Raw genomic sequence first — 13,192 nt, 5'->3', positions numbered from 1 at the left:
GCAGGTCATGAACCAACGATCAACACGAGTGCGGCTGTCGACGCTCGCCGTCGCCGCGGCGCTCGCCTGCGGAGCGACACTGCTTGTCAACGCGCCCGCCCAGGCGGACACCGCGACCTTCACCAAGGCATCGGAGTGGTCGGGCGGTTACACCGGCCAGATCACCGTGAAGAACACCGGTACCACCACGCTCAACGGTTGGACGGTGGTCCTGGACCTGCCCTCGGGCACCGGGGTCGGCTCCTACTGGGACTCGCTCATGACGCAGTCCGGGAGCAAGTACACCTTCAAGAACCGTGACTACAACGGCACGCTCGCGCCCGGCGCGACCGCCACCTTCGGCTGGGTCTCCACCGGCACCGGCTCGCCGACCGGCTGCACGCTCAACGGCAACCCCTGCGACGGCGGTTCCACCCCCACGCCGACGCCGACCGTCACGCCCACTGTGACCCCCACTGTGACCCCCACGGTGACCCCCACCGTGACCCCGACGGTCACCCCCACCGTGACCCCGACGGTCCAGCCGGGCGGGAACCTGTGGATGGCCCCCTACGTCGACATGGGCGCCTGGCCGACGCCGGTCCTGTCCGACATGGTGACGGCCTCCGGGGTCAAGAACTACACCCTCGCCTTCATCGGCGCCGGGACCTGCAAGGCCACCTGGTTCGGCGCCTTCGACCCGCGCTCCGGGTGGGCCAAGGACCAGATCGACGCCATCAGGGCGGCCGGCGGTGACGTGAAGATCTCCTTCGGCGGCGCCAGCGGCGTCGAGCTCGCCCAGGCCTGCACCGACGTCACCGCGCTCTACAACGAGTACAAGATGGTCGTCGACACCTACGGCCTGAAGTACATCGACCTGGACATCGAGGGCGCGGCCACCCAGGACACCGCCTCCGTCAACCGCAGGTCGCAGGCGCTGGCCAAGCTCCAGCAGACCTACCCCAACCTCAAGATCTCGCTGACCCTGCCGGTGCTTCCCGAGGGTCTCGTCGAGAGCGGCATCAACGTGGTCAAGTCGGCCAGGGACGCCGGGGTCAACCTCGACCTGGTCAACGTCATGGCCATGGACTACTACCGTGACGCCGACTACGGCGACGCGGCCATCCAGGCGGCCAACAGCACGTTCAACCAGCTCAAGACCCTCTACCCGGCCAAGAACGACGCTCAGCTGTGGAGGATGCTCGGCGTCACCCCGATGCTCGGCAAGAACGACGACGGCCGGGTCTTCGACCAGGCCGACGCCCGCCAGCTCGTCGCCTTCGCCAAGTCCAAGCACCTGGGGATGCTCTCGTACTGGGAGGGCACGCGGGACCGCAACGCCTGCAACGGCCCCCTGTACAAGTGCACCAACATCCCCCAGACGCCCTACGAGTTCGCCAAGATCTTCGTCGGGTACAACGGATGAACCTCAGGAAGCTCGCCGCGGTGGCCGTGCTGGCGGTGGGGGGCACGATGCTCGCCGCCACGCCGGCCCACGCCGCCAACATCGCCACCAACCCCGGCTTCGAGAACGGCCTGACCGGCTGGACCTGCTCGGGAACCTCGGGGGCCACGGCGGTCTCCTCGCCGGTGCACGGCGGGTCCAAGGCCCTGCAGGCCACGCCGCAGGGATCGGACACCGCGCGCTGCCAGCAGACGGTCAGCGTCAAGCCGTCCTCGTCCTACTCGCTGTCGGGCTGGGTGCGCGGCGGCTACGTGTTCCTCGGCGTGACCGGCACCGGCACGACCGACCAGAACACCTGGACGTCCTCACCGTCGGCCTACTCTCAGCTGACCCGGACCTTCACCACCGGCGCGTCCACCAAGTCCGTGACGATCTACGTCAACAGCTGGTACGGCCAGGGCGCCTACCAGGCCGACGACATCGTCCTGGACGGCCCGCCCGGTGACGACACCCCGCCCCCGGACACGGTCCCGCCGACCGTCCCCGGCAACCTGGCCGTCGGCGGCGCCACCAACAGCACGCTCAGCCTGAGCTGGTCGGCCTCGACCGACAACTCCGGCAAGGTCGACCGTTACGAGGTGTCGCGGGACAACGGGGCCCCGGTCAGCGTCGGCGCGAACCTGAGCCACACCGCGACCGGCCTGACCGCCAGCACCACCTACGGGTTCCGGGTCCGCGCCTGCGACGGCTCTGACAACTGCTCCGCCTACACCTCCGTGGTGAACGGCACCACCACCGGCGGCCCCGACACCACCCCGCCGACCGTGCCGACCGGCCTGACCGTGAGCGGTCCCACGGCCAACTCGCTGAACCTGGCGTGGTCGGCCTCGACCGACGACTCGGGCAAGGTCGACCGTTACGAGGTGTCGCGGGACAACGGGGCCCCGGTCAGCGCGGGGGCGAACCTGAGCCACACCGCGACCGGCCTGAACCCCGACACCACCTACGGCTTCCGGGTCAGGGCGTGCGACGGATCGAACAACTGCTCCGCGTACAGCCCCTCGGTCAGCGGCAAGACCAGCGACGACACCGTCCCTCCGACCGGTGAGATCCGCTACGCGCCCTACATCGACATCACGATGCCGACGCCGTCCCTGGTCAGCGCGTCCAACGCCACCGGGGTGAAGAACTACACCCTGGCCTTCGCCCTCGGCGACAGCACCGGTTGCAACCCCGCCTGGGGCGGCACCATCCCCATCGACGAGCCGCGCATCATCAACGACGTCAAGGCTCTTCAGGCGAAGGGCGGCCAGGTCATCGTGGCCACCGGTGGCGCCCAGGGTCCCTACCTTGAGCACACCTGCGGCACCTCCGCCGCGCTGCTCACCGCCTACAAGAAGGTGCTCGACACCGTCGGCACCAACCACCTCGACGTCGACGTCGAGGCCTCCATCGACGTCAACAAGGTCAACACCGCGCTGAAGCAGCTCCAGACCGAGCGCGGCACCGTGATCAGCTACACGCTGCGCATCCAGGGCGCGGACTACGGTCTCGACCCGTTCTCCGTGTCGATCCTGCAGGACGCCGCGGCCAAGGGCCTCAACCTCATCGTCAACCCGATGCTGATGGACTTCGGCTACAGCGGCAACTGGGGCGCCGCGCTGATCAGCGCCGCCCAGGCGACCCTCAACCAGATGAAGGGCGTCTGGCCCGCCAAGACCGACGCGCAGCTCAAGAAGATGCTCGGCCTCACCCCGATGATCGGCAAGAACGACACCGGGTCGACCACCACCCAGGCGGACGCGCGCTCGCTGCTCAACTGGGCCAACAGCAACCACGTGGCCTACATCGGCTTCTGGTCGGCCGGCCGCGACAACGGCGGCTGCCCCAACGGCCAGGTCTCGCCCACCTGCAGCGGCATCTCCCAGTCGCCGTGGGAATTCACCAACATCTTCAAGGGATTCACCGGATGAACCTCAGGAAACTCGCGGCGGCCGCCGTACTGGCGTTGAGCGGGACGATGCTCGCCGCCACGCCCGCCTACGCCGCCAACCTCGCTGGCAACCCCGGTTTCGAAGACGGCCTGACCGGCTGGACCTGCCCGGGGACCACCTCGGGGGCCACGACGGTCTCCTCGCCGGTGCACGGCGGGTCCAAGGCCCTGCAGGCCACGCCCGTCGGCAACGACACCGCGCGCTGCCAGCAGACGGTCAGCGTCAAGCCCTCCTCGACGTACACGCTGTCGGGCTGGGTGCGCGGCGGCTACGTGTTCCTCGGAGTGACCGGCACCGGCACGACCGACCAGAGCACCTGGACGTCCTCGCCGGCGGCCTACTCCCAGCTGACCCGGACCTTCACCACCGGCGCCTCGACCAACTCGGTGACGATCTACGTCAACAGCTGGTACGGCCAGGGCGCTTACCAGGCCGACGACATCGTCCTGGACGGCCCGCCCCCGCACGGGATCCCGGCGCGGCCCATCATCCAGAAGGTCACCAACACCCCCAGCAGCGCCACACTGGACTGGACCGACTCCGAGTGGGCGACGAGCTACAACGTCTACCGCGACGGCGTCAAGGCCGTCACGACCACGACCAGCAACTACACCGACGTGGGCCAGCCGGCCGGCCCCCACGTCTATGAGGTGACCGCCGTCAACGCGGCCGGTGAGTCGGGCAAGTCCGACCCGGTCACGGTGATCTTCGGCAACGACACCCCGCAGGTGCCCGCCGCCCCCACCGGCCTGACCGGCACGGGCAGCGTGACCACCGCCACGCTGAAGTGGAACGCCTCCGAGGGCGCCACGAGCTACAACGTCTACCGAGACAACGCCAAGGTCGGCTCGGCCACGACGACCACCTACGCGGAGAGCCCCCAGCCCGGCAGCCACGACTACCAGGTGACCGCGGTCAACTCGGTAGGCGAGTCGGCCAGGTCCGCCACGGTCTCGGTCACGGTCGGCAACGACACCCCGCCGCCGCCCGGAACCCCGACCGGCCTGGCCGCCACGGTCAACGGCGGCACCGTGACGCTGAGCTGGAACCCGGGCTCGGGCAGCGTGACCGGATACAACGTCTACCGGGGCAACACCAAGGTCGGCACGACGACGACCCGGAGCTTCAGCGAGACCCTTCCGGCCGGCACCTACGCCTACCGGGTCAGCGCCTTCAACCCCGTCGGTGAGTCGAGCAAGTCCGGCGAGGTCTCGGTCACCGTCGGCGACAGCCCGCCGCCCAGGAACAAGGTGCTGGTCGGCTACCTGCACGCCTCCTTCGCCAACGGCTCCGGCTACGTGCGGATGGCGGACGTGCCCAAGGAGTGGAACTTCATCAACCTCTCCTTCGGCGAGCCGACCTCGGTGACCTCCGGTGACATCCGCTTCGTGCGCTGCCCGGTCGCCGAGTGCCCCAGCGTGGAGTCCGACGCCGACTTCATCGCGGCGATCAAGGCCAAGCAGGCCCAGGGCAAGAAGGTGCTGATCTCGATCGGCGGCCAGAACGGCCAGGTCCAGCTCACCACGACGGCCGCGCGTGACAAGTTCGTCGAGTCGGTCAGCGCCATCATCGACAAGTACGGCCTTGACGGCCTCGACGTCGACTTCGAGGGTCACTCGCTCTACCTCAACGCCGGTGACACCAACCTCGCGTCCCCGACCACCCCGGTCGTCGTCAACCTGATCTCCGCGCTGAAGACCCTCAAGGCCAAGTACGGCGCCAACTTCGTGCTGACCATGGCCCCGGAGACGTTCTTCGTCCAGCTCGGCTACCAGTTCTACGGTCCCGGCGCGAGCGGCTCCGCCGACCCGCGGGCCGGGTCCTACCTGCCGGTCATCCACGCGCTGCGTAACGACCTGACCCTGCTGCACGTCCAGGACTACAACTCCGGGCCGATCACCGGTCTTGACAACCAGTACCACACGATGGGCAACGCGGACTTCCACGTCGCGATGACCGACATGCTGCTGGCGGGCTTCCCGATCGCGGGCAACCCGAACAACGTCTTCCCGGCCCTGCGCCCCGAGCAGGTCGCCATCGGCCTGCCCGCCGCGCAGTACGCGGGCAACGGCTACACCTCGGTGGCCGAGGTCCAGAAGGCCTTCGACTGCCTGAGCAAGGGAACCAACTGCGGTTCCTACAAGCCGAAGGGTGTCTACCGTGGCCTGCGGGGCCTGATGACCTGGTCGATCAACTGGGACAAGTACAACAACTTCGAGTTCTCCCGCAACCACAGGGCATACCTTGACGCCCTGAGTTGACAGGCCCCTCGCCGCCGGGGGAGACGGACCCCCGGCGGTGAGGTCTCCATCGCCGGAGGAGGAGACGGACCTCCGACGGCGAGGTGTACATCGTCACCGAGGGAGACGGACCCTCGGAGGCGAGGTGTTCATCGCCGCCGGGGGAGACGGACCCCCGGCGGCGAGGTTCCCATCGGCGCCGGGGGAGACGGACCTCCGGCGCCGATTGTCTTTGCCGGTCCCCGTGTCTCCGCCCCAGGACATCACCCCAGGGACTCCCCCAGGAGTCCGCGCAGGACTCCACCCAAGGACTTCTCCCCAAGGAGTGAGCAAGTGACGAGACTACGCATCATGGCGTCCATCGCCGCGGCCGCGGTGACAGGCGCCCTGGCGGTCGTCCTTCCGGCGGCCTCCGCCTCAACAACCGCCACCACCTTCACCGCGGCCGCCGCCTGCGCGGACCCCTGGAGTTCCTCGAAGGTCTACACGGGCGGCAACACCGCCTCCCACAACGGCCACAACTGGTCGGCCAAGTGGTGGACCCAGAACGAGACCCCGGGCGTCGCCATCGTGTGGGCGGACCAGGGAGTGTGCGGGAACGGCACGCCGACCCCCACGCCGACCCCGACCGTCCCGACCTGTGACCACCCCGACTGGGTCGCGGGCAGGAACTACGTCACCGGCGACATCGTCAGGTACACCAACGGCCGCTACTACCAGGCCACCCACGACAACCCGGGCTACGACCCCGTGATCAGCACGTGGTACTGGTCGCCGTACGTCTGTCGCCCCTCCGGCACCCCGACCCCCACGCCCACCCCGACGTCGACGACGCCGAACCCGGGGGGCTTCGTGGTCAGCGAGGCGCAGTTCAACCAGATGTTCCCGAGCCGCAACCCCTTCTACACCTACAACGGCCTGGTCAACGCGCTGAGCGCCTACCCGGCGTTCGCGGGCACCGGCAGTGACACGGTCAGGAAGCAGGAGGCGGCGGCGTTCCTGGCCAACGTCAGCCACGAGACCGGCGGACTGGTCTACGTCGTCGAGCAGAACACCTCGAACTACCCGCACTACTGCGACGCCAGTCAGCCGTACGGCTGCCCCGCGGGCCAGGCCGCCTACTACGGCCGGGGCCCGATCCAGCTGAGCTGGAACTTCAACTACAAGGCCGCCGGCGACGCCCTGGGCATCGACCTGCTGCGCAACCCCAACCTGGTGCAGAACGACCCGGCCGTGGCCTGGAAGACCGGCATCTGGTACTGGATGACCCAGAACGGCCCCGGCACGATGACCCCGCACAACGCGATGGTCAACGGCGCCGGATTCGGTGAGACGATCCGCAGCATCAACGGCGCCCTGGAGTGCAACGGAGGCAACCCCTCCCAGGTGCAGAGCAGGATCAACAGCTACCAGAGGTTCACTCAGATCCTCGGTGTGACTCCGGGCGGCAACCTTAGCTGCTGAGTTTCCGCCCGGCGGACGGATTCCGGCCAAGGTCGCAGGCCGGAATCCGTCCATCTTCCTTTTCGCGGGCCGTACCCCTTGTGAGTGATCCATCACAGATGGTTACCATTTGTGATGTCGGGGGTGCGCATGCCGAACGAACTTCGCCGGGGCCAGGTCGTCAACCTGGTGCTCGCAACGACCGCTTTCGCCATCACCTTCTGGGCGTGGAACCTGATAGGGCCCCTCGCCGGGAGCTACACCAGGCAACTCGGCCTGTCGCCACCCCAGACCTCCCTGCTGGTCGCGATCCCGGTGCTGGTCGGCTCGCTCGGCCGCATCCCGGTCGGCGTGCTCGCCGACAAGCTCGGCGGGCGGCTCATGTTCGCCGTCGTGTGCTTCGTGACCATCGTCCCGGTGCTCGGGGTCGGCTGGTCCGGCTCCTACGGTTGGTTGCTGCTGTGGGGCTTCCTGCTCGGCCTCGGCGGCACCTCCTTCGCCGTCGGCATCCCGTTCGTCAACGCCTGGTACCGGCCGGAACGACGCGGCTTCGCCACCGGGGTCTTCGGCATGGGCATGGGCGGCACGGCCGTCTCCGCGTTCCTGACACCCCGACTGGTCGAGTGGCTCGGCAGGGCCCAGACCCACGTGCTGATGGCCGTGCTCCTGGCCGTGATGGGCGTCGTGATGCTGTTGGTCAGCCGGGACTCACCCGAATGGCGACCCGCGACGGCGCCCGCGCTGCCCCGGATGCGCGAGGCCGTCAAGATCAAGGCGACCTGGCAGTGCGCGTTCCTCTACGCGGTCTGCTTCGGCGGGTTCGTCGCCTTCTCGACGTACCTGCCCACCCTGCTGCAGGTCGTCTACGGCTTCACCCAGACCGGAGCGGGCCTGCGCGACGCGGGGTTCTCGATGGCCGCGGTCCTCGCCAGGCCGGTCGGCGGCGCGCTGTCCGACCGGATCGGCGCGGCCAGGGTGCTGCTGGTCTCGTTCGCCGGGACCGCGATCATGGCGGTCGTGCTGGCCTTCGAACCGCCCGCGGAGATCCCCGCCGGAGTGTGCTTCGTGCTGACGGCCCTGTTCCTCGGCCTCGGCACGGGCGGCGTCTTCGCCCTGGTCGCCAAACTCGTCGAGCCGTCCAGGGTGGGAACGGTCACCGGCCTGGTCGGTGCGGCGGGTGGCCTGGGCGGCTACTTCCCGCCCCTGGTCATGGGGGTCGTCTACTCCGTGGCCCACGCCTACACGATCGGCTATCTCCTGCTCGCCCTGACGGCGCTGGGCGCGCTGCTCTACACCAGGAAGGCCTTCACCTCCGCCGCGCCGACCGGCGACGGACCAGCACCCCGATGAGCACGCCGACGACCAGCATCACGAGCAGGGCCAGCCACAGCGGCCAGGTCACGCCGAAGACCAGCCAGCGGACCCTGACGGGCACCCGGTTCTGCGCGATGAAGCTCACCCCGAGCACCAGCAGGGCCAGCGCCACCCACGCTCTCCTGGGCAGTTCGGAGATCCACTTGCCGAACGACCAGGACCCGTCCCCAGGTGCCGATGCCATGCGCCCCCCAGTCGCTACTGTTTGTAATGATTGTAGCGCTTTGGGTGATGTAAGCTGAGAGACAGGTCTCGTTTTTGAGACCGAGTGGGCGTGAGGCGACCGGTTCCGGCAGGCTGTTACCGTCATGGACTACGCAATTCTCACGGGGTTTGTCCTCGTCACAGGTGTCGTGCTGGCTCTGGTCGCCCAGTGGCGAGATTGGCGCCCATCTCCCATCCTCGTGCTCGTGGTGGGCATCGTGTTCCGGGTGCTGATCATGGTCCTGGCCGCGATGAGCAGATGGCAGCCGGTCGACTTCATGGAGAGCTTCAAGCCCGCGGGCGAGGCGATCCTCAGACGTCAGGACCCCGTGATCGGCAGTGAGGGCGGCTGGCACTTCCTGCCCACCATCCCCTACGTGTACGGCCTGCTGCTGTGGCTGGGCATCCCGTGGGAGATCGGCGGCAGGCTCGTCACCGTGGTCGCCGACATCGCGCTGATCCCGCTCGTCGGCAAGCTCGCGGGCGGCGGCAAGTCCTCCCTGCGCGCCTTCCAGTACGCCTGCAACCCGCTGGCCATCCTCGTCGCCTCGATCCACGGCCAGGTCGAACCCGTCGCCCTGCTCTTCGGTGTCGCCGCCTTCGTGGTCGCCCGTGGCCCCGGCGATCCCGAGCGCCCCGGCCTCAGGATCGACGTGTTCACCCTGGCGCGCGAGCGCGTCGCCGCCCTCGGGCTGGGCGGCGCCGTACGGGGCCTCACAGCGCCGGGCGGCGCGCTCGCCCCCGGCGGTTCGGTGCGTACGGCGCTCACCCCCCGCGACGGCGACTCGGTCGTCATGCGCCGGGCGATCATCGCCGGCCTGCTGATGGGACTGGCCCTGTGCGCGAAGAGCTGGCCGATCTGGCTGATCCCCGGGATGCTCCTGCTGCTGCCGACCTTCCGTTCCCGGCTGGCCGCGTTCGTGGCGACGGCCGTACCGCCGATCTTCTTCCTGGCCACCCTGCCCGTCTTCGCCGGAACCTCGCTGGATCAGCTTCCCGAGGTCATCCGCGTCATGGGAGACGTCAGACCGATCGTCGGTGAGTGGGGCTACAGCGCCATCCTCGTCGGCGGCGACTGGACCCTCCACTCCGGGATCGCGACCTTCGGCACCCGGCTGATCTACCTCACCATGCTGGTCGTGGCCTTCCTCTGGCGCAGGGCCGACCCGATCGACCTCACCACCGCCCTGCTGCTCGCCTTCATGGTCACCACGCCCAGGCTCGGCGCGCAGTACCTGCTGTGGTTCATGCCGTTCCTGGTCGCCCGTCCGACCCGCTTCGCCTGGCCGGCCATCATCGGCGTGTCCCTCTGGGCGGGCTGCGGCTACCTCTACCTGACCCAGTTCGACACCGACACCTGGTGGGCCATGCACTCGATCTGGTCCCGCGCCTCCATCGTCCTGCTGCCGATCCTGGTCATGGCCATGCCCTGGGCGCGCCGCGTCTCCAAGGCCCCGGATCCCCTGTCTCCCACGGCCCCGGCCGCCGCCTGAACGGGAAACACCCCGATGGACGAATACCTGGCGCGGATCGGCGCCGCCCGCCCCCCGCGTCCGGACGCCGGTGCACTCGGCGAACTGCACCTGCGCCACCTGCGGACGGTGCCGTTCGAGAACCTGAGCATCCACCTCGGCGAACCCGTCACGCTCAGCGAACAGGCACTGATCGACAAGATCGTCGACCGCCGCAGGGGCGGCTTCTGCTACGAGCTCAACGGTGCCTTCGCCGTACTGCTCCGTTCGCTGGGTTACCGGGTGACCATGCTGGCGGCCAGGGTGTTCTCCGGCGGTTCACTCGGCCCGCCCTTCGACCACATGGCGCTACGCGTCGACACCCCGGAGCCGTGGCTCGTCGACGTCGGGTTCGGCAGGTTCGTCAACCGCCCCCTCCGGCTCGACCTGCGCACCGACCAGGCGGACCAGGGCGGGGTCTTCCGGCTGGTCGAGGCAGAGGAGGGGGACATCGACGTGTTGCAGGACGGCGTGCCCCAGTACCGCCTGGAACGGCGTCCCCGCGTCCTGGCCGACTACGAGGCGACCTGCTGGTGGCAGCAGACCTCTCCCAAGTCCCACTTCACCCGTTCGCTCGTGTGCTCCCTCCTCACCGAGGACGGGCGTCTCACGCTCAACGACAGGCAACTCGTCCGCACCGTGGGGGACGAGCGCGAGGAGATCACCCTGACCACCGACGCCGAGGTCCTGGCCGCCTACCGCGACCATTTCGGCATCAGGCTGGACACTCCGCCCACACGGCCCGGAGAACGGGTCACCGGCTGAGCAGCCCGCCCAGGGACACCCCGGCCAGCCTCCGGACCTCGTTGGCCATGTGGGACTGGTCGGCGTACCCACTGGCCAGCGCGACCTCGGCCAGAGCCGTCCCCCGCCTGGCCAGCCCCAGCGCCCGCTGGAAACGCACCACCCGCTGCAGCGTCTTCGGCCCGTACCCGAAGGCGCGCAGCGACCGCCGATGCAGTTGCCGCTCCCCGAGGCCGAGCTCCCAGGCCGCCTGAGCGACGGTCCTGCCCGTCCGCAGCGCCTCGGCGATGGCCGGCGCCGCCGGATCGGGCTCGGGAACCTCACGCAACCGTACGGTCAGCGCCTCCTGCATGGTTCGGGGCGTCAGGTCCGGCAACACCCCCAGCTCGTCGAGCGGCACCCTGGCGTCACGCAGTGCCTCGACCGGGACGCCGAACACCTCGCCCACCGCTCCAGGCCGGAAACGGATCCCCGTGTAACGGTCGCCCCGGCGCATCCGCACCGGCATCGGCCCGGTGTCCGGCCCGGCGACGTGCGGGCCGTCCGGCCCCCAGATCAGGTCGACACAGCCGTCGGGAACCACAAGCTGTGTGGCCGCCGAGGCGGCGACGCTCGTCCAGACACAGGTCACCCGCCCGGCGATCTCCGGATCAGGGGCCCACTCGCGGTACATGCCTCCAGGCTAGGACGGCCCTGCGGGTTTCCGGTCCCGGCTGTCCTCGACGACTTTTCCCGAGATGAGCGCCGCGACCCACCGCCCCTCGGGGTCGCTGTCCACCAGCAGGGCGCGGGCCAGCAGGCTCAGCGGAATGGCGAGCAGCGCCCCGAGCGGTCCCAGCACGAACGCCCACAGGAGCAGGGACATCATGGTCACCGTCGTGGACAGGCCGACCGCGTCCCCGAGGAACTTGGGCTGGACGAGCGACTGGACCACGAAGTTGATCGCGATGTAGCAGACGATCACCAGGACCATGGTCTTGGGACCGCCCTGCAACAGGCCAAGGAGCGCCGGCGGGATCAGGCCGATGACGAAGCCGACGTTGGGGACGTAGTTGGTGAACAGCGCCAGCACACCCCACAGGATCGGAAGCGGGACATCGAGTACCCACAGCGCGATGACGTCCAGCACCGAGCAGACAAGCCCGAAGACAGTGGAGACGACCAGATAACGGCGGGTGTTGTGCGCGAAGCGACCGAGCGCGGTGACGAGTTCGGAGTGTTCCCGAGCCAGACGGGACGACAGGACGGACGAGATGGCCCGGGTGTCCAGACACATCGCCAGCACCACGATGACGATGATCACCAGGCTGGAGAAGACCCCCAGCAGGCCGGAGGCGAAGCCGCTGATGATCCCGAAGACCTTTCCCGGGTCGAGAGTCCTGATCACCTGGTTCATCTGCTGGTTGCCGACGCCCAGTCGCGCCGCGAACTGCTGTACCTGGACGACGAACTGGTCGAACTGCTGCCCGTAGGTGGAGGCGAGGGTCGTCAGCTGCGCGGCGGAGAGAGCGAGGACCGCGACCATGCTCAACAGCAGGAGAAGTACGAGAGCCAGGGGAGCCGCGACGAGCGTCCAGCCGGGCGCGCCCCGCTTTTCCAGTCTTGCCCTGACGGGGGCGACCGCCAGGACAAGAACCAGCGCGAGTAGAACGGGCCCGACGATCGACCCGGCTTCCCGTACTCCGGCAAGTGTGACCACCGCGCCCGCCGCGCAGAGCAGCACGACGAGAGCTCGGGGAATCCGTCTTTGCTCCGTCATATTGGATCTCTACCCATATGGGAAGAGAAGCGGTCTTGTGGGGTGGTCGTGATTCGTTCCCTGTTTTGATCACCGCTCCTATCGCCTCTTCGATCGCCGGTTGATCGTCGATTTGACGGCGACGGAGGCCTTACATAGAGTTCACAGGCCCGAGGGGGTCGGCGAAGATCGCCAAGGCCTCGGGACCCCTTCCACTGATCCACTTTCCCTGCATGACGCATGCGTCGCGCAGGGTGCCGGTTCGACAAGGCCCGGATGTTGGAGTAAGTTGGAAGGGTTGCTCCGGAGACGGGGCGGTCTGAAATTCCTCGGACAGGCTTTATCGAAGAAAATGGATCCGATCGGATCGGTTTGACACGAAAAAGCGGGTCTGAAAGAATAAAGACACAACGAAATGAACGAAACGAAAAGCCCCGGAATTCCGGCCGGTAAAACGGTTCGGAGGGACGGTGAACGCGTCCGTTTCTTGAGAACTCAACAGTGTGCTAAAAGCCAGTGCATGAAGCACAAACCCGTCCTAACGCGCGGACATGATCCGT

At 68.4% G+C, this 13,192-nt stretch carries 10 protein-coding genes; 7 read left to right on the top strand and 3 right to left on the bottom strand.

All coding sequences use genetic code 11. The annotated features are described in order from the left end of the window. Positions 1–7: 7 nt before the first annotated feature. The 5 genes from ACFYY8_RS00050 (at position 8) to ACFYY8_RS00030 (ending at position 8,411) form a co-directional block, all read left to right on the top strand. Positions 8–1,405 (top strand): cellulose binding domain-containing protein, encoded by a 1,398-nt coding sequence (locus ACFYY8_RS00050; RefSeq protein WP_352009479.1) that lies wholly within the window; start codon positions 8–10, stop codon positions 1,403–1,405. Next, positions 1,402–3,357 carry a fibronectin type III domain-containing protein gene (locus ACFYY8_RS00045; RefSeq protein WP_390035527.1) on the top strand — a complete coding sequence of 652 codons (1,956 nt, stop codon included), beginning with the start codon at positions 1,402–1,404 and terminating at the stop codon, positions 3,355–3,357. Before ACFYY8_RS00050 ends, ACFYY8_RS00045 begins: the two co-directional genes overlap by 4 nt. Continuing rightward, positions 3,354–5,639 carry a carbohydrate binding domain-containing protein gene (locus ACFYY8_RS00040; RefSeq protein ID WP_390035525.1) on the top strand — a complete coding sequence of 762 codons (2,286 nt, stop codon included), beginning with the start codon at positions 3,354–3,356 and terminating at the stop codon, positions 5,637–5,639. The genes ACFYY8_RS00045 and ACFYY8_RS00040 overlap by 4 nt, the downstream gene beginning before the upstream one ends. A gap of 312 nt (positions 5,640–5,951) precedes the next feature. After that, complete coding sequence (locus ACFYY8_RS00035; RefSeq protein WP_390035523.1) at positions 5,952–7,082, top strand: glycoside hydrolase family 19 protein; 1,131 nt, start codon at positions 5,952–5,954, stop codon at positions 7,080–7,082. A gap of 129 nt (positions 7,083–7,211) precedes the next feature. Beyond that, positions 7,212–8,411: a nitrate/nitrite transporter gene (locus ACFYY8_RS00030; protein WP_390035521.1), complete on the top strand. Its 1,200-nt coding sequence runs from the start codon at positions 7,212–7,214 to the stop codon at positions 8,409–8,411. Here the strand turns inward: ACFYY8_RS00030 and ACFYY8_RS00025 are convergent. Next, complete coding sequence (locus ACFYY8_RS00025; RefSeq protein ID WP_390035519.1) at positions 8,368–8,619, bottom strand: lipopolysaccharide assembly protein LapA domain-containing protein; 252 nt, start codon at positions 8,617–8,619, stop codon at positions 8,368–8,370. The genes ACFYY8_RS00030 and ACFYY8_RS00025 overlap by 44 nt on opposite strands. 124 nt (positions 8,620–8,743) lie before the next feature. Between ACFYY8_RS00025 and ACFYY8_RS00020 the strand changes: the two genes are divergently transcribed. Beyond that, positions 8,744–10,132, top strand: coding sequence for a hypothetical protein (locus tag ACFYY8_RS00020; RefSeq protein ID WP_390035517.1), 1,389 nt, complete (start codon positions 8,744–8,746; stop codon positions 10,130–10,132). A gap of 15 nt (positions 10,133–10,147) precedes the next feature. After that, positions 10,148–10,915 (top strand): arylamine N-acetyltransferase, encoded by a 768-nt coding sequence (locus ACFYY8_RS00015; RefSeq protein WP_390035515.1) that lies wholly within the window; start codon positions 10,148–10,150, stop codon positions 10,913–10,915. On the opposite strand, the gene ACFYY8_RS00010 is transcribed toward ACFYY8_RS00015, so the two are convergent. Beyond that, positions 10,905–11,567, bottom strand: coding sequence for a DUF6597 domain-containing transcriptional factor (locus ACFYY8_RS00010; protein ID WP_390035513.1), 663 nt, complete (start codon positions 11,565–11,567; stop codon positions 10,905–10,907). The two genes, ACFYY8_RS00015 and ACFYY8_RS00010, sit on opposite strands and share 11 nt — an antisense overlap. Before the next feature lie 9 nt (positions 11,568–11,576). Further along, on the bottom strand, positions 11,577–12,653 hold the full coding sequence (locus tag ACFYY8_RS00005) for an AI-2E family transporter (RefSeq protein WP_390035511.1): 1,077 nt from the start codon (positions 12,651–12,653) through the stop codon (positions 11,577–11,579). Positions 12,654–13,192: the final 539 nt, after the last annotated feature.

The sequence above is a fragment of the Streptosporangium sp. NPDC001559 genome (assembly GCF_042893955.1).
GTDB lineage: Bacteria > Actinomycetota > Actinomycetes > Streptosporangiales > Streptosporangiaceae > Streptosporangium.
The sequence above is the reverse complement of the archived record's forward strand: the minus strand, read 5'-3'. Positions and strand labels throughout refer to the sequence as shown.